Below are 17,619 nucleotides of genomic sequence, written 5' to 3'. Positions count from 1 at the left end.
TGCTGATGCGTCATATCATGGCCTCCACACTATGGGGGCTTTTTTTATTCCTGCGAAAAGTAAAACAGACGCCTGTGTTAAAAATGGATGAAAACGATTTCATAATAAAAAAGGAAAGAACAGATTACCTCTTCAGAGGTACAGGCGGTGGCGGCGCTATTTCAGTTGAAAGAGGGGATAGTGGTTAATAGCGGAATGATAATTGATAAGACAGACCGCGAAGCGCAGTTATCGGCGACGACCTGTTTATCTTGAATTTATTTTTTTTCATCGCACCCATGCTGAAGTCAGGCTAACGGCTAAAATGATTTAATGCAGTACTATTGATTTATCTCTCTGTTTTATATGTATATTATCGGGTTTGGCTTAAGCGAAAGTTGCAGTAAATATCGTCATTTTATCCACTGTAAAATAACAGAACGCAACCTATACTCCTTTCCGTTGTGATATGTATTTCTGAACGTTTAAAGGAATCCCCTTTGTTCATAGCATTATTTCGCCAGACAGGGCGCGTATGGCTATGGCACAAAAAAGGTAAAAATAAAATTACATCACACATTTTGTGCATGGCTCCCCTGCACACCTCACACACATCAGAGCGGAAATAATGAAGAAAATACTCGACCGGATTAATTTACCTGCGAAGTTCCTGTTACTGGGTTCATTTGCGTTAATACTGTTTATTCTCCCTACCTTCCTGTTTATGCAGACGGGCAATGAACTTATTGAAACTAAAAATGTTGAGCTATCGGGTATACCGGTTGAGAAAAAAGTCCTGAAACTTCTCAACCTGTTGCAGCGCCATCGTGCAGAGAGCGCTATCGCCATCTCCCTGAATAAGGCAGATAACGCACCCCGTATGGAACTGGTAACACAAATCAACACGTTAATCCGGACGATTGAGGACGATCTGCGCAAGGATGATGAACAGGCGCCTCCGCTGAAGTTGCTGCAGCGGGTTACTCAGGAGTGGGATCAGTTGCAGAATGATATCAATGCGGGCCAGCTGACGCTGGCAACCAGCCTGACACGCCACGCGCATCTGATTCAGGGTCTGCTTGATACGAATCAGGATGTGCTGGATTTCTATCAGCTCTCGCTGGATGCAGATTTAAATACCTATCAGCTGATCGTCAGTATTTACAGCCGCCTGCCGCTGCTGACTGAAACCCTGGGTCAGATCCGCGCCAATGGCACCTCGCTGATTGCGTCCGGTAACATCTCAGATACCGATCGCAGTCGTCTGGCGTTTCAAATCGACAACGGCAGAACGGCGCTGACGCAGTTCAGCAAAAACATGGACAAAGTTTTTTCCATTGAACCGGCGCTGAAAAGTGCCTTTTCCGGGCTGGCTCAGGAAGCCGGTCAGCAGGCACAGGATGCGCTGCAGCTGGCGGATAGCCTTTTTGTCAGCGGGCACGCCAGCGTGGCACCGGTTGAATATGTCCGGGTCTTCACGCAGGCGATCAACCGTTACGCCGAACTGGGCAACCAGAGCAGCATCCGGCTGGAGCAGATGATGGAGGTTCAGATCGAACAGAAACGCCAGTCACAGTATCTGCTGCTGGCAGGCCTGCTGACGGTGGCGCTGCTGGCCATTATTGTGGCTGTCATGATCACCCGCTCGGTAACGCGTCCGGTCAAAGAGGCGGTAGAAGTGGCCAGCCGTGTGGCAGCAGGCGACCTGACGGCACTGATGACCGTTTCCGGCAGCAACGAAATGGCGGAATTGCTGAATGCACTGCTGCGCATGCAGCAGCGTCTTTCCCAGCTGGTGTCCGATATCAAAACCAACGCTGCCACGATTGCAAATTCATCGGAAGAGATCGCGCGCGGCAATGGTGACCTGTCGTCACGCACCGAGGAGCAGGCGGCTTCACTGGCGGAAACGGCGGCCAGTATGGAGCAGCTGGCCGCCATCATTCAGCAGAATGCGGATAACACCCGCTTTGCCTCGGATCGCGCCGAGTCCGCGACCCAGGCGGCACTCTCCAGTGGGGCCGCCATGGATTCCGTGATGGAAACCATGCATAAAATCCGTGGCAGCTCGGGTAAAATTGAAGAGATTACCTCGGTCATCGACAGCATCGCCTTCCAGACCAATATTCTGGCGCTGAATGCGGCGGTGGAAGCGGCGCGTGCCGGTGAGCAGGGCAAAGGGTTTGCGGTGGTGGCCTCCGAAGTCCGGGCGCTGGCACAACGTTCGGCCAGTGCAGCAAAAGAGATCAAGGGCCTGATCGAGCAGTCAGTGGGTCATGCGCAGGAAGGCATTGCGATGGCGCAGAACGCCAGCGACAAGGTGAAGCAGAGCGTCAGCGCCATTGAACAGACCTCTCAGCTGATGCGTGATATCTCCTCCTCATCGGAAGAGCAGAGCAGCGGCATCCTGCAGGTCAATATTGCGGTGAACCAGATGGATCAGGTAACGCAGCAGAACGCCGTGCTGGTGGAAGAGTCAGCCTCGTCAGCCGATGAGCTGGCCGCGCGGGCAGGGCAGCTTCGCACGATGGTGGCCGTGTTCCAGACGGCATAACGGCGCCAGACAGCCACCTGCGGGTGGCTGTCTGCTTTCAGGCATTCCATCCCGCTATGCCTGATGATCCCGCAGACAGGCCAGATAGCGTTTTCCCGACCGCATCACCTTCTCTTTAGCCTGGTAAGGCATATCCTGACCGTCAAAAGCACCATAGAGCCGATCAAACGTCACGCCGGAAAGCCGGTGCAGAATATCGCCTGCCGTTGCGGCCGACAGCGGTAGCATATTGGGATAGCTCCACATAAAGGACGCGCCATGCGCACCCGGCGTAACCTGAATAATGTCACCCGCCAGCACGACGCCGCCATGCTCATCCCAGTGCAGCACGTTGCCGCCGGGAAAATGTCCGCCCAGTCGTATCAGCGTAATGGAGGGCATCAGCGTCAGTGATTCCCCCTCCCAGAAGCGGATATGCGGACTCTCCCGCACAATCCACTGCCGATCGCGGGCGTGCAGATGAATGGGCGCGTCAAAGGCTTCGGCCCACTCCTGCATGGTGGTGTAGTAATGCGGATGCGAAATCGCAATCGCATCAATGCCGCCCAGCGCCGTGATCAGAGTGCAGGTGGCGTTATCCAGATTGGCAATGCAGTCCCAGAGCACATTGCCGTGCGGGGTGCGCAGCAGAAAGGCGCGCTGATTAATGGCAAAGGCCGGCACGGTTTTGATACTCAGCAGCCTGTCGCTGTGCGCCTTCCACTGATTGGCATGGGTCGCGCGCAGCGCGTCCAGCGCGATCCAGTGCTGACCGTCGGCCGGAACAAACTGGCGCTCATCCTCACAGATTTTGCAGTGCGGATAGGTGGCCTGAAGAGGGTAACCGGTGCCGCAGGCGGTACATAACATCGTCATAGTGATCTCCTTTATCTCACTCAAGCTTATGCCGTCCGGCGAAATCCGCCCACTCATCGGCTGGCGAGAGGCTACTGCGGCTGACGACGCAGGGTGATCCGCGTCAGTTCCGAGGGGCGGCCCAGCCGGACCGCCATGCCCGGCCAGAGCGCCGTGCCGTTATTCACATAGAGCTGCATCCCATCGACCTGATAAAGCCCGGAGACGAAGCCAGCGTTGGGCTTCGCAAACAGCCGATCCAGCCCGATAATCAGGCCGCCATGCGTATGACCGGAGAGCTGCACATCCACGCCCCGTGCCGCGTTCTGACGGGCATTGCGGGGCTGATGATCCAGCAGGATCACGGGCGCGTCGTCTGGTGCCTGGTCCAGCGCGCGCGCCAGATCGGGTCCGGTCGCGTTTCTGCCGGGCGCGGAGGCATCCGGCAGACCGGCGATCACCAGCTTCGCGTTGCCGCGCCGGATGACGGTATGACTGTTAAGTAGCGGCTGCAGCCCGAGCGACGCCAGATGGGCTGTCCAGATCGCCTGATGAAAGAAATATTCGTGGTTGCCGGTAATTGCCCAGACGCCGTCAGGAGCGGCAAGCCCGCTCAGCGGCGCAACATCATGCCGCCGGTGCGCCAGGCTGCCATCAATGACATCGCCCGTCACTACGATCAGATCGGCGTTCAGGGACATCGCCCGTTCCACCATCGCGCGGGTCCAGGCGGCATTAAACAGCCGGGTAATGTGCAGGTCCGTCAGTTGCAGAAGCTGATAACCCTCGAACTCCGCGGGCAGGTTGGGTAACACCAGCGTCACCTCTTTCACCGGCGGAACCCGGATAGCCTGCTGCACCCCGACCACCGCCAGCCCCATCGCCAGGCAAACGGCCAGGTAGCGCACGCCGGGAACCAGCTCCAGCGGATGACGCAGCAGCAGGGCGAGCAGCATCACGGCATCCATCAGCATCTGTAACAGCGCCAGCAGCAGAACCGTGCTGTAAGCCCAGTTGAACAGAATGATGATGAGGCGGGGCATTTCAGCGGAGAAGAGGCCGCCCGACGTGAAGCGACTCACCAGCAGATACTGTGAGGCCAGCAGCACCAGAGCGGAGAGCAGGAGCTTAAGGGCCAGAGGCAGAGACAAAGGAATAATAACGCGCGCAATGACATACCAGCTGGGTAAGCTGAAAATCAGGTGAAACATGGCAATTTTCCGGTAGGGCGCTGACCGTCAGCGCAGGCAGTAAAGAGATGGTCGTTCATGAAAGCGGTATACCGCTTTGTAGTGTATACGATGCCGCAACAGATGATGCTTCACGCGCTGTGCTTAACGGGGAAAACCGGCAAGGAAGAGGGGAGAAGCTGAGGAAAACAGCGTGACCAGGCGTCCGGTCACGCTGACAGAACAGGAGGTTAACGTAACATGCCCGAGGTGGTTTCGGTTTCGTCAGTGACACGCGTCATGGCGATGGGGATGCTCTTGTACGCCGGAATGCCGCTTTTGGTATCGTGACTGTCGAGCGGAACCATCACGTTGGCTTCCGGGTAGTAAGCGCCAACTGAACCTGGTGCCATATCGATAATCACGATGGTCAGGTTCTTCATCTGGCGCGACGTGGGATTACCCGCCGGATCCAGCGCCACCAGATCAACACGGTCACCGCTCCGCACCTGCCGTCTTTCCGCCTCTTCGCCGTTGATAAACAGCACATCGCGACGGCCCGTCACGCCACGATAGCGGTCATTAAGCCCGTAGAGGGTGGTGTTGTACTGGTCATGACTGCGCAGCGTGGTCAGCACCAGATCATGGCACTTGAGCGAGCGGGGATCTTCATTGATGCCCTGCATCACCTTAAACTGCGCACGGCCAGAAGGGGTCAGCCAGACGCGCTCTGACGCCGCGTTGTAGAGCCGGAAGCCGCCGGGATGTCTGATACGCTGGTTAAAGTTTTCAAACGCCGGGAAAACCGCCTCGATGGCGTCACGGATGCGGCTGTAGTCGGCAACCATGGCTGACCAGTCCACCACGCTGTCTGGCAGTGTTGCTTTGGCCAGCGAAGCGACCAGCGCCGGTTCAGATTTCAGATGCGGCGACGCCGGATCCAGTGAGCCGCGCGAGGCATGCACCATCGACATTGAATCTTCCACGGTCACGCTCTGTGCGCCGGTTGCCTGCATATCGGTTTCAGTACGGCCCAGCACCGGCAGCAGATAGTTGTGCTTACCCAGTAGCAGATGTGAACGGTTCAGCTTGGTTGCCATATGCACGACCAGATCGAGGTTGCGCATTGCCGGGAAGGTCACCTGAGGATCGGAAATCGCCTCCGCCAGGTTGCCGCCGAGGCAGAGCAGGGCTTTCGCTTTGCCATCGCGCATTGCCTTAATCGCCTCAATCGCGCCATGACCATGCTTCTGTGGCGGACGAAAACCAAACACTTTCTCCAGGTTATCCAGCAGCGATTGCGGCGGGATCTCGGTGATACCCACCGTGCGGTCGCCCTGCACGTTAGAGTGACCGCGTAACGGACAGATGCCCGCACCGGGCTTACCGATATTGCCGCGCATCAGAAGCAGGTTCGCGATTTGCTGAACGTTCTGGGTGCCATACTGATGCTGGGTGATCCCCATGCCGTAACAGATGATGGTGCGTTCGGCGCTGGCGTAAAGACGGGCGATATGCTGGATCTCTTCACGCGCCATGCCGGAGACTTTCAGGATATGCGCCCAGTCGGTGCTCTCCAGGTCCGCTTTCAGCGTCTCAAAGCCTTCTGTGTGTTCACGAATAAACGCTTCATCGATCACGCCGGGTTTGCCCGTGCTCAGCGCCTCTTCATGCATGCTAATCAGGATCTTCATCACTCCTTTCAGCATCGCCGCATCACCGCCAACCCGTACTTTGTAGTAGGTCGAAGCCAGCTCGGTCGAACTCATGGAGAGCATCTCGATCGGGCTCTGCGGCGAGGTGAATCGCTCCAGGCCGCGTTCCCGCAGCGGATTAATTGCGACGATCGTCGCCCCGCGTTTAGAGACTTCCCGCAGCGTGCCCAGCATGCGCGGATGGTTGGTGCCGGGGTTGTGGCCGATGCAGAGCACCAGATCGCAGTGATCGAAATCTTCCAGTTCGACCGTACCCTTTCCGACGCCAATCGACTCCGGCAGTCCGACGCTGGTCGGCTCATGGCACATGTTCGAACAGTCGGGGAAATTGTTGGTGCCATACTCGCGGGCGAAGAGCTGCCACAGAAACGCCGCTTCATTGGAGGCGCGGCCCGAGGTGTAGAACTCCACACTATCCGGGTCATTATAGCTGCGCAGATGCTCACCGATTTCGCGGAAGGCCGTCTCCCATTCGATGGGCTGATAGGTATCGGTTGCGGCATCATATTTCATCGGATGGGTCAGGCGGCCTTCTCCCTCCAGATGCAGGGCACTGCGCTCCCACAACTCGCTTACCTTGTGTGCGGCAAAAAACTCTGGTGTGGTGCGTTTGCTGGTGGCTTCCCATGAAACAGCTTTTGCACCATTTTCACAGAACTCAAAAGAGGACGCGTGCTGCGGATCGGGCCAGGCGCAGCCAGGGCAGTCAAAACCCTGTGGCTGATTGACTTTGAAAAGGGCGATCACATCCTGTTTTACCGCCATCTGGCCGCGGATCGCGTCTGCAACGGCCTTTAAAGCCCCCCAGCCGCCAGCCGCTCCGCTATAGGGTGCGATGCCCTTTGTGCGATTTTGCTCTTTCATAATGCTCCACATTGTCTCTATTTTGTTATGGGTTAATTCTGGTACAGAAAAGCGCATAGCGATGTGGGTTCCGGCTATTATTTACCGAAAATCTTTCTCAAAATGTTTCGATAGACCGCTGCTGGCATAACAGACGCACGAAATAAGAAAAATCGCTTACGGGATTAACGGGGAAATAACCGGAACGGCCTGCCGGAAATAGTTCAAGACGTGGTGAAGGATTATGCTAAGCAACAGGCGGATTAAAGCTAATTGCCTGTTTTAAAAGAGTCATTCCGGGGGCCACTTATTTATGGTACGGAAATGCCTTTCTGCCAGGCTTCTGTTATGTGCGCATCGGCGTAAATCGGCGGCCCGGAAAGCGTTATTAGCGTAACGAAGGCAGGATAGTGCAGAAGTTTATGGGTAAATAACGGCGGGTTATTACCGCACGTTCTGTTCAGTGCATTATTTAACTGCAGATGACATACCCGGCTTCGGTTTATTGTTATCCGCGTCAGGGAGGCAAATAACGCTCTGGCCGATCGGCCATACCCGGTGGCGCTGACCGCCGGGTCAAGCGTTACTGATAAACCGGCCTGAACAGGCAGAAGGCGGGGCGGATGCTGCCGTCATGGCCTGAGCCGTTGTCCGGCTCACCTGTCAGGGAACATCGGTGCGATCTCCCCGCGTAGTAGGATGGGAGATCACCATAAACTCTACCGGTTCATCGCGGTTATTGCGGGCCTGGTGCTTCGACTGTGGCGGGATCTCGATACCCTGCTGCGCAGCGATATCGTGGAGGGTGCCGTCCAGTTCCATTGTCAGCACACCCTGAAGGACAAAAAAGAACTGCCTGGATGAAGCATGAAAATGTCTTTGCTCACAGGTGCCGGGCGGCATTCTCTCGTGAATAATTAACATATCCGGACGGTTCATCAGGTACCAGCCATCGCAACCGTCGCCCCAGTTATAGTGCTCTGCGTTCTCTTTAGCGATCATGCTTCTGCTCCTCGTTTACTTTCGAATAGTAAGTCTGTTATCTCCTGACTGTTCATCCTGTCAGGTGCGCAGACCGCACAAATTTTATGGAACAGCGACACCGCCCCGGGAGAAGTGCGGGATCGCATGTTCAGGACGGAAATGTTCCTGTCAGACCAGACTGACGCGTCTGACAGGCAGCAGGAGCGGATCTTACTTCTTGCTGTTCAGCATCGACTTCAGGTCGGCGAACGGGTTGTAGGTCGCCTCACCCACATCTTTCTGAGCATCTTCGCCAGCCACCACGCGGGTACCATACTGATCGGCCTCGGTGTACTTCGAGTGCTCGTGGTCATGACAATAAAGACAGAGTAACTCCCAGTTACTGCCATCTTCCGGGTTGTTCGTATGGTCGTGATCGATGTGATGTACCGTCAGTTCACGCAGATTAGAGTAGACGAACTCGCGTGAGCAGCGTCCACAGACCCACGGATAGATTTTAAGGGCTTTCTCACGGTAGCCACTTTCCAGCCGCGAATAGTTTTTTGGGATCAGAGCCATTGCCGATGTTACCTGTTATCCAGAGATGTTCACGATAGTGCTGCCACTATATCGCACAAGACCGCCCGGGGAGAACTTCTGCTGCCGTGCGGCAACCGGAAAGATTTTAGCGGCCGCTATTCACCTTCCGTGGCGCAGAGAGCGGATGTCGTCAGGGCAGGGGCCGGATAACGTTAAATCCCAGATTTCCGGACCTGATTTATCATCACGATAGCGCTGATAGGGGCGAGTTTTCCCGCTTTGCCGGTCATCCTGCCCTAAATGTAATTCAGAACGCCATAAACCGCCCAGAAGATGGCGTTAGCCCCCAGATAAGTCCAGCAGCCCCAGTAGGCAATAGGTTCGCGCCGGGTGCGAAGTTTGGGCAGAAACACCAGCAAATAGAGCGCAGAGGCGATAAGCGAAACGAAGTAGAAAAATTTCATCATTCTCTCCTGATAGTCATCCTTTCTTTCAGGATAGTCAGGGATCCCAGTTTTGCGTGCCCGGTACGGGAAGTTTCCTTCAGTCTGGCATCGCTGAATGGGAGCGGGGCGATGCTGTCAGCGGTAATGCCCGCCCGCAGATAACCGCAGGCGGGCGTGAAGAAGAGGGCAGCACTACAGATGTTGTTTAAAGAAGCGGGTCAGTTTGTCGAACGGGATCAGGTCAGTGCGATCATAGAGGTCGACATGGCCCGCATCAGGCACGATGTATAACTCTTTGGGCTCTGCCGCACGCTGATAGGCCTCTTCGCTGAACTCGCGTGAATGCGCCTGATCACCGGTAATAAAGAGCACTGGTCGCGGAGAGAGGGTGTCGATGTCATCGAACGGATAGAAGTTCATGAACTTCACGTTGCTGGTAAGCGTCGGATGCGTGGTCAGCGCAGCGGAACTGCCTTTCGGCGTGAACTCCCCACGCGGCGTGCGGTAAAAGTCATAAAACTCTTTTTCGACGGGTGAGGACGCCGCATCGATTTTATGCGGCGTGCCGCCGGTGTACGCCGTTTTACCGCCGGTAAACTCTGCGTAACGCTGCTCTGCCGCCGCCGCAAGGATCTGTTTGCGCTGCGCCAGCGTCTGGCTTTTATTCAGCGCATGGCGATTAGCCGCGCCCATGTCATACATGCTGACGGTTGCAATCGCCTTCATGCGCGGATCAATTTTTGCGGCGCTGATGACGAAACTGCCACTGCCGCAGATCCCCAGCACACCAATCCGGTTGCGATCGACAAAATCGCGGGTGCCCAGATAATCCACAGCGGCACTGAAGTCTTCGGCGTAGATATCCGGCGAGACCGCGTTGCGCGGCTGACCGTCACTTTCGCCCCAGAATGAGAGGTCGATGGCCAGGGTAACAAAGCCCTGTTCGGCCATCTTCTGCGCGTAGAGGCTGGCACTCTGCTCTTTCACGGCCCCCATCGGATGGCCTACCACAATAGCCGGAAGGCGCGCGGTCTGACTGGCCGTTTTTGGCCGGAACAGCGTGCCGGTCACACCCATCTGATACTGATTTTTAAAGCTGACTTTTTCGCGTGTCACCTTATCGCTTTGATAAAAGTTATCGGCTCCGCGCGACATATCGGCCGCGCTGGCCCCAAAAGCACTGATCAACAGGCCAAACAGCAGGGTTAATGCTCTCATAACACGATCCTCAGAGGTTAACGACAGGGGGGCAACGGTGTGCCCGGTTAAACAGCAATCCGGTTATCAGATCCTGCAGGCCTGGCGGGCGGTGATCGTCACCATTCCGGCGGCTGCAATCAGCAGTGTGGCACTGAGGACAAAGGTGATTTGCCAGCCCGCATGGTCAAAGGCGAGTCCTCCCAGCATTGATCCTGCGGCGATCGACAGCTGGACGATAGCAACCATCAGCCCGCCGCCGGCCTCCGCGTTGTCCGGAAAAGCGCGGGCGACCCAGGCCCACCATCCGGCAGGCGCGGCGGTGGCCACCAGCCCCCAGATCGCGAGCAGCGGCGTCACCTGCCACAGATGATGGCCCGACAGGATCAGCAGCATCGCCACGCCCGCCATCACCAGCGGGATCATCGTCAGGGTGAGATAGAACCCACGCTGTAAAACGCTCCCGACGATCACGGTTCCGGCAAATCCGGCCACGCCCAAAGTCAGCAATACCAGCGACAGCGTCGATACCTCAACCTGCGTAACGGTTTCCAGAAACGGGCGGAGATAGGTAAACAGGGTGAACTGACCCATAAACAGCAGGCCGCAGGCGGTCAGCCCGGATATGACTTGCGGCGAGCGCAGCAGCTGCAGAGGGCTTCTGCTGCGCGGCTGTGCCCGGTCAACCGGCATCGACGGCAGCGCCACTGCCTGCCAGAGCAGCGCGATCAGCGCCACCGGCACCAGGCTGAAAACAGCCCCGCGCCAGCCGATAACCGCGCCAAGATAGCTGCTCAGCGGAGCCGCGATGACCGTCGCCAGCGCATTGCCGCCGTTGAATATGGCCAGCGCGCGAGACACCTGCTCAGCTGGCACCAGCCGGATAGCCACCGCAGCTGACATCGACCAAAATCCGCCGATCACCACGCCTGTTAACGCCCGGCCAGCCATATAGGTCAGATAATCGGATGCCAGTGCCACAATCAGGCCGGACAGGGCCAGTAACAGCGTCAGCGCCAGCAAAAGGATTCTGCGATCGAGATGACCGGCGAGCCGGGTAATGGAGAGGCTGGTGATCACCGCCAGCGCGCCAGAGATCGCAATGCCCTGTCCGGCCAGGCCTTCGCTGATCCGCAGATCCTGCGACAGGGGCGACAGCAGGCTGACCGGCATAAACTCCGTGGCGATCAGCGTGAAGACACAGAGTGTCATCGCCCAGACGCCGCTCCAGTGCGCTGCTTGCTGTTGAGGGGAGGCGCTGAAGGTGCCGTCAGACGTCATGAGTTGTCCTGTTTCAGTGGTTGCCGTAATGAATGCAGGCAATCTTACTGTTTCGCTTTATATTGACTAGCTAATGAAACCTTAATGAGGTTATAACCAGAGCTTATTAATCGCAGAGAGAGTGGGCAGCATGAAGCGCAATATGAACGATCTGCAGGCGTTTGTTACCGTGGCGCGAGAGGGCAGCTTTACCCGCGCAGCGGCGCTGCTGGGTGTCACCCAGCCCGCGTTGAGCCAGACGATTACGGCACTGGAAAACCGGATGGCGATCCGCCTGCTGACCCGCACGACCCGCAACGTTTCACCTACCGCGGCGGGTGAGCGGTTGCTTGAGGCTATCGGTAACAGGTTCGATGAGATCGAAGCGGAGCTGGATATGCTGACCGCCTTGCGCGACAAGCCCGCCGGAACGGTCCGCATCACCTGCGGCCCCCATATTCTGAGCACGCTGCTGCTGCCGAAACTGACGCCACTGCTGGCGGCCTACCCTGATATCCGGCTCGAATTCGACGCCAGTCACGGCTTTCGCAATATCGTGGCCGATCGGTTTGATGCGGGCGTCAGAATGGGCGACACCATCGATAAAGATATGGTCGCGATGCCGATCAGCCCGCCGTTACGGATGGCCGCTGTGGCCACGCCCGACTACTTTCGTCGTCATCCTGCCCCCCGGGTGCCACATGATCTGCTGCAGCACAACTGCATCAATATGCGGCAGGCATCGGCCGGGGGACTCTACGTCTGGGAGTTTGACGGTGAAGAGGGCCCGCTGAATGTGCGGGTGGATGGGCAGCTGACGTTTAATACATCGGCCCACATCGCCGAAGCGGCGCTTGCCGGACAGGGGATCGCTTTCCTGCCGGAACAGGAGTTTGCTGACGGGCTGGAGAAGGGCAAGCTGGTCCGGGTGCTGGAGCGCTGGTGTCAGCCCTTCCCCGGCTATTACCTCTATTATCCCAGTCGCAAACAGCATTCACCGGCCTTTGCGCTGGTCAGGGAGGCACTGCGGCTTAAAGAGGAAGAGTGAAGGCGCGAGATGCCACTCCATGGCGTAAAACGTCCTAAAGCGCTTTATTCAGAATTACTTAGAAGGGCGTCGACTGACCTTGCCTCCTTTCCGGCCGGCTTCCCTGGCTTTTTCATGATCATTTTTGAAATTGCCCCCACTGACTTTGCCTCCTGCACTGCCAGCTTCACTCGCACGTTCCGGATCGTTGGCAAAATTGCCGGCACCACCTCTGTACTTCTGTTGTGTCATAGGAAGACCTCATATCAATGTTCCGTTAGATAAAAAGGACTAGCTAGTCACAGCAGCAAGCATAGCCTTCCGCTTCGGTTATGCCAATTCGTGGCACGACATCGTTGATAAGGCGGCGGTTTATCAGTCGCCCTGGTTTATGTGCAGCAGAGGAGCGATGAATAAACTACGCTTAAAGGCCTGAAGAAAAAGGAGAACGCTATGGCTGACGCGACCTTAATCGACACATTAGAGCTGGGTTCTGACGACCAGAAACAGAAATATGAAATCTACGGTGAGGATGCACAAACGCCCACGCATGCTGTGATCTACCGGCAGCAGGGCAGTGACTGGCAACCACTGGAGGAGACGCTCACCTTCGCCGCGCAGGATGAGCAGCAGGAAGCCACCGGATCGATGGGCTATGGTTCCGGTGATACGCTGCCGGACCTGCGCGATCTGCCTGCCGAAGCGCGCGAGCGTTGCGAACAGCACTTTCACGAGCAGCAGGGAGAGTAATTCCGCCTGTATCGCCTGGACGCACGGATGCGATGTAAACGCCATTCTGATGCGTCCGGCTCCCTTGTCTGCCGCAGGATAGATCGCCGTAAGCGGGAGTCGTCCCGCTTTTGACGCGGTCGTCACCCCCTTCGGGCACGCTCAGCCACCGACTTCCCCTCTGATTCTGTCCTTTCGAACGCTTCAATTATCGACAGTCTCGCAAGCTGTAAAAAAGTGTGACCTGAACCGCTGGATATCCTCTGCGCAATCGATGTATAAGCCTATCTTCTGCTACAAAAATGCAACAACTTCAGAGATTAAACTGATTGCAGCAATCGCTAAAGGTTTTCTCACTGCTGGCGATAACCCATTGGCGCTGAACACGTTGATCATTGATGAACCCGACCTTCAGCGCCGAGTTCTGAATGCGAACGGACCTGCCTTTAGCCCTCCCTTTACACACACCAGAAAGCGCTGACTCAGGCGCAGATTACTCAAATAAGAAGCGAAAATATTACTATGTCGATCCTGAAGACGATCAAAAGATGCCTGCCTGTTTCCCGTCTCCGGCGGAGCAGTCAGCCAGCCAATGGCACCTGGGATTGTCGTGCATTGCCGGATTCACTGAGCGCGATTGGATTAAGCTCACGCGCCGGCGGGATCCTGATGACCTTTGTGCCGCCTGAGGCAGATTTTCAGCGGGTCAGTCAGGCGTGGCAGCGCTTCAATTCTTCCAGCCTGACGGTGCTGACGCTCTCCTCCAACGGGGCGCTGAGCAGCAGCCGGGCGCAGAGCACCTACTGTGACGGTCATGGCCCGGAGGGGAGCTACCTCTGGCTGCCAGACAGCCTGATTGCCCGTCATGAGACACATATCGTCGATCTGCACGTCAGCGACACGCAGACCGCCACTCAGCGCATCACAGCCATTCAGCAGGAGCTGATGCGACTGCAGGTTCGTATGCCGCTCTCGGCCGAGCACACGTTCGCGATGATTTACTGCGATGGGCTGTCAGCCTCAGAAGGCTTTCTGATGCAAGCCTGGTACAACAGCGGACGCTTTCCCTGCCTGGCGATTGGGGGGTCAGCGGGCGGAAAAGTGACGTTTGAAGGTACCTGGATCGGAGCCGGTGGCCGGGTGTTACAGGGCAAAGCCGTGATTATCTTCTGCCAGATGGCCGCCGGAAAATCCTTTGCGCCTTTCAAAAGCCAGAACTTTACGCCACGCGACCAGAGCTGGCTGATTGCCGAGGCCGATCCGATTGCGCGCAGCGTCACGTCGGTATTTAACAGCCAGGGGCAACAGCAGCCGTTTATTGCAACGCTGTGTGACTATCTCAGCTGCTCCGAAGCGCAACTGACCGACCGGCTGAAGGGATTAACCTTTGGCGTGAAAGTTGGCGGCGAATTTTTTATTCGCTCGATCGCCAGAATTGAGCCGGGCGGCGTAACCTTCTTCTGCGATCTGGAGTTTGGCGACAGGCTTTACCTGATGCAGGAGAAGGATTTCCGCCAGGCAACGCAACAGGAGTGGCAGGCGTTTACCGTTCAGCATGGCAAACCGGCCGCTATTCTGATGAACGACTGTATCCTGCGCCGTGTCGGTAACGCTGAACAGCTGCATAATGCCCATTTCTTCAAGGGGATCGCCGCCGCCGGTTTTTCCAGTTTTGGCGAAATCCTGGGCGTGCCTATTAATCAGACGCTCTCTGCGCTGGTGTTCTTCAACCATGATGTCAAAGCGATGCGTCAGTTTCCGGTCGAGTATGCCGGTTATGCCGCGCACTACGCCCAGCGGGCGTTACGTCGCTGGGAAGCCCTGAACAGTGTTCAGACGCGGGTGCTGGATCGGGTCATCAATTATCAGCAGGCACTGACGCCGCTGATGGAGGCCCTGCCGGTGCTGGAAACGGCGACCCAGAGCCAGGGCGAAACGCTGAGCCTCGCGGAAAGCAGCATCCGTAACATCAGTCATATTGCCACAGAGAGTCAGCAGGCACAGGGGCGGCTGGATAACGGGCTGGACGACCTGGAAAAAATCTCCCACGGCATTAACGAGATTACGCACGGCATCAGCAATATTGCTTTCCAGACAAATATTCTGGCGCTGAACGCTGCCGTGGAAGCGGCCCGCGCCGGGGAAGCGGGCCGGGGATTTGCGGTGGTCGCGGGCGAAGTGCGTCGTCTGGCGCACTCTTCAAAAGAGCAGGCCGAAGCCACAGCCAGTAACATCGGCGAAGCGGTTTCCACTATCTCGCGTATCCGTCTGGTCGCCAGCGACTCTGCGCAGACTGCCGCGCAGATGGCAGAGCGCAGCATCAGCGCGGCCGATACGCTGGCCGCCATGAATCAGCAGACCCGGCATGAGCGCGCCGATATTGCCAGACATCTCGGCAGTCTGCGTGAACTGACGCAGGGAATGGACGCGATGCAGGAGGCGGTCGCGCAGCTTAAAGTGTTACAAACGCTTTCCGGCGCGCAGGTTAAGGCCTGATTTATCTCAACAAAGTGACAATAAAATGCGGTATAAGCGTAACGGCCAGGCAAAGCCGCCGCCAGGTTGTTACACTTGTCGGTGATTAACCACGCAGAGGTAAGAATGAAAATCAAAAGTTATGCAGCCATGCAGGCTGGCCAGGCCCTTGAACTCTACGAATACGATGCCGCTGAACTGGCAGCCGAAGAAGTTGAAGTCCAGGTCGAGTACTGTGGTGTCTGCCACTCGGATTTGTCGATGATCGACAATGAGTGGGGCATCTCGCAGTTCCCGGTGATTGCAGGACATGAAGTGATTGGCCGCGTTTCTGCGCTGGGCGCTGCGGCTAAAAACAAAGGTCTCTCTGTTGGTCAGCGTGTAGGGATTGGCTGGACGGCGAAAAGCTGTCAGCACTGCGATGCCTGTATCAATGGCGAGCACGTTAACTGCCATCAGGGCAGCACGCCTACCATCATGAACAAAGGCGGATTTGCCGAGAAGCTGCGCGCAGACTGGCAGTGGGTGATCCCGCTGCCTGAAAAACTGGATGCCGAAACGGCGGGTCCGCTGCTGTGCGGCGGGATCACCGTCTTCAAACCGCTGCTGATGAGTAACATCTCTGTTTCCAGCCGCGTCGGCGTAATTGGTATCGGTGGCCTGGGCCATATCGCGATCAAAATTCTGCACGCGATGGGCGCGGAAGTGGTTGCATTCAGCTCCACGCCGGATAAGAAGCAGTCGATTCTGGATATGGGGGCGGATGAGGTGGTTAACAGCCGCGATCCTGAAGCCCTGAAGCAGCAGGCGGGCCGTTTTGACCTGATCCTGAGCACCGTTGCCGTCAATCTGGACTGGAAACCTTATTTCGCGGCGCTGGCGCCGCACGGCAGGTTCCATACCGTGGGTGCAGTGCTGAAGCCGATTGAAGTCAGTGCGTTTGAGCTGATCATGGGCGACAAAGCCGTCACCGGTTCGTCAACCGGCTCACCGGGCCAGCTGCGCTCGCTGCTGAAACTCGCTTCGCGTGCGGATATTGCGCCGCAGGTTGAGTTCTTCCCGATGTCAGACATCAATAAAGCGCTGGATCATGTTCGTGCCGGTAAAGCGAATTACCGTGTGGTACTGAAAGCCGATTTCTGATTTTAAAATGCCGCAGCGTACTGCGGCATTTTTTTTGCATTTGTTAGCCATTTGCCTGTCCGGCTTGTGCGTGCAGCTGCACGCTGATACAGCAGGCTACCCGCCGGCCGAAAATTATTGCGCCGGGATCAGGAAATCATCCAGTGAGCCGCCATTATCAATAGCAGCTTTAATCACAGAGGGGGTGCGTCCCTGACCTGTCCAGTAACATTCCTGACCATTTGCATCGCTGTAGCGATATTTTGCCGGACGCTTTGCGCGTTTCTTTTTGCCGGTGTCGGCTGGAGAGAGGCTAATGATGAGTTCGGCAGGATTAATCCCCTCTTCCATTAACAGCTCCTGGTAAAACGCCAGTTTTTCCGCTTTTTCACGCGCTTCTGCTGCCCGCGCACTTTCTTCTTCACGGCGTTCATTTACCACGGTCTCAAATTTCTGGTGTAATTCTTCCAGCACAGCCAGCTCAATATTGCGCGCCCCGGCACGAAGAGTGCGGATATTGTTCAGGCTGTTCAGGTTCTTACTCATAAAATTCCTCAAATACTCAAGTTAATCAATTAAGTGCTAATTGTTCAGCGGGCAAGGGTAACATTACCCTGCCTGGAAATTGAAGCGTCAGTGTAGCTTTATTCGCTACTAAATTTTTATCAGAGATGCTGATTTAGCCGGTCAGGTATAGGATTTAAGCGAAATCTGCTGGATAAATGTAAATCAGCGCGATGGTGGCGTGATTAAAGACGGGGCATTT

General features: G+C 56.4%; 16 protein-coding genes. 6 read left to right on the top strand and 10 right to left on the bottom strand.

The annotated features are described in order from the left end of the window. Positions 1–17 precede the first annotated feature (17 nt). Both AB1748_RS18595 and AB1748_RS18590 read left to right on the top strand, forming a co-directional pair. Positions 18–188 (top strand): hypothetical protein, encoded by a 171-nt coding sequence (locus AB1748_RS18595; RefSeq protein ID WP_367396357.1) that lies wholly within the window; start codon positions 18–20, stop codon positions 186–188. 419 nt (positions 189–607) lie between these two features. Beyond that, a complete protein-coding gene (locus AB1748_RS18590) occupies positions 608–2,533 on the top strand; it encodes a methyl-accepting chemotaxis protein (RefSeq protein ID WP_367396399.1) in 1,926 nt (641 codons plus the stop codon). Positions 2,534–2,587: 54 nt separating this feature from the next. On the opposite strand, the gene AB1748_RS18585 is transcribed toward AB1748_RS18590, so the two are convergent. The 8 genes from AB1748_RS18585 to AB1748_RS18550 form a co-directional block, all read right to left on the bottom strand. Then, positions 2,588–3,388, bottom strand: a complete 801-nt coding sequence (locus AB1748_RS18585; RefSeq protein ID WP_367396398.1) for an MBL fold metallo-hydrolase — start codon at positions 3,386–3,388, stop codon at positions 2,588–2,590. 71 nt (positions 3,389–3,459) lie between these two features. Further along, complete coding sequence (locus AB1748_RS18580) at positions 3,460–4,578, bottom strand: metallophosphoesterase (RefSeq protein ID WP_111138327.1); 1,119 nt, start codon at positions 4,576–4,578, stop codon at positions 3,460–3,462. A gap of 209 nt (positions 4,579–4,787) precedes the next feature. Further along, on the bottom strand, positions 4,788–7,115 hold the full coding sequence (locus tag AB1748_RS18575; protein ID WP_367396397.1) for an FdhF/YdeP family oxidoreductase: 2,328 nt from the start codon (positions 7,113–7,115) through the stop codon (positions 4,788–4,790). Between the two features lie 642 nt (positions 7,116–7,757). Further along, positions 7,758–8,096, bottom strand: coding sequence for a cupin domain-containing protein (locus AB1748_RS18570; protein WP_111138325.1), 339 nt, complete (start codon positions 8,094–8,096; stop codon positions 7,758–7,760). Positions 8,097–8,288: 192 nt separating this feature from the next. After that, the gene (gene yajD / locus AB1748_RS18565; RefSeq protein ID WP_111138324.1) at positions 8,289–8,636 is read right to left on the bottom strand and encodes an HNH nuclease YajD; all 348 of its coding nucleotides are present in this window, start codon (positions 8,634–8,636) and stop codon (positions 8,289–8,291) included. A 257-nt stretch (positions 8,637–8,893) separates the two neighbouring features. Next, complete coding sequence (locus AB1748_RS18560) at positions 8,894–9,064, bottom strand: hypothetical protein (protein ID WP_158527479.1); 171 nt, start codon at positions 9,062–9,064, stop codon at positions 8,894–8,896. Between the two features lie 171 nt (positions 9,065–9,235). Continuing rightward, positions 9,236–10,261 (bottom strand): alpha/beta hydrolase, encoded by a 1,026-nt coding sequence (locus AB1748_RS18555; protein ID WP_111138323.1) that lies wholly within the window; start codon positions 10,259–10,261, stop codon positions 9,236–9,238. A 66-nt stretch (positions 10,262–10,327) separates the two neighbouring features. Next, a complete protein-coding gene (locus tag AB1748_RS18550; protein ID WP_367396404.1) occupies positions 10,328–11,452 on the bottom strand; it encodes an MFS transporter in 1,125 nt (374 codons plus the stop codon). 199 nt (positions 11,453–11,651) lie between these two features. Here AB1748_RS18550 and AB1748_RS18545 point away from each other — a divergent pair, with 199 nt between their 5' ends. Further along, positions 11,652–12,548 (top strand): LysR family transcriptional regulator, encoded by an 897-nt coding sequence (locus tag AB1748_RS18545; RefSeq protein WP_111138322.1) that lies wholly within the window; start codon positions 11,652–11,654, stop codon positions 12,546–12,548. A 54-nt stretch (positions 12,549–12,602) separates the two neighbouring features. Here the strand turns inward: AB1748_RS18545 and AB1748_RS18540 are convergent, their stop codons facing one another. After that, the gene (locus AB1748_RS18540) at positions 12,603–12,779 is read right to left on the bottom strand and encodes a general stress protein (protein ID WP_111138321.1); all 177 of its coding nucleotides are present in this window, start codon (positions 12,777–12,779) and stop codon (positions 12,603–12,605) included. Between the two features lie 201 nt (positions 12,780–12,980). Here AB1748_RS18540 and AB1748_RS18535 point away from each other — a divergent pair, with 201 nt between their 5' ends. The 3 genes from AB1748_RS18535 to AB1748_RS18525 all read left to right on the top strand — a co-directional run bounded on the left by AB1748_RS18535 (position 12,981) and on the right by AB1748_RS18525 (position 16,874). Beyond that, positions 12,981–13,277, top strand: coding sequence for a hypothetical protein (locus AB1748_RS18535; RefSeq protein WP_111138320.1), 297 nt, complete (start codon positions 12,981–12,983; stop codon positions 13,275–13,277). 501 nt (positions 13,278–13,778) lie between these two features. Continuing rightward, positions 13,779–15,752, top strand: a complete 1,974-nt coding sequence (locus AB1748_RS18530) for a methyl-accepting chemotaxis protein (protein WP_367396396.1) — start codon at positions 13,779–13,781, stop codon at positions 15,750–15,752. A 105-nt stretch (positions 15,753–15,857) separates the two neighbouring features. Then, entirely contained in the window at positions 15,858–16,874 is a 1,017-nt protein-coding gene (locus AB1748_RS18525; protein ID WP_111138318.1) for an NAD(P)-dependent alcohol dehydrogenase, read from the top strand. A gap of 114 nt (positions 16,875–16,988) precedes the next feature. Here AB1748_RS18525 and AB1748_RS18520 read toward each other — a convergent pair whose 3' ends face one another. After that, a complete protein-coding gene (locus tag AB1748_RS18520; protein WP_111138317.1) occupies positions 16,989–17,399 on the bottom strand; it encodes an H-NS family nucleoid-associated regulatory protein in 411 nt (136 codons plus the stop codon). Positions 17,400–17,619: the final 220 nt, after the last annotated feature.

The sequence above is a fragment of the Pantoea sp. Ep11b genome, assembly GCF_040783975.1.
GTDB lineage: Bacteria > Pseudomonadota > Gammaproteobacteria > Enterobacterales > Enterobacteriaceae > Pantoea.
This window is presented reverse-complemented; position numbering and strand designations above follow the sequence as displayed.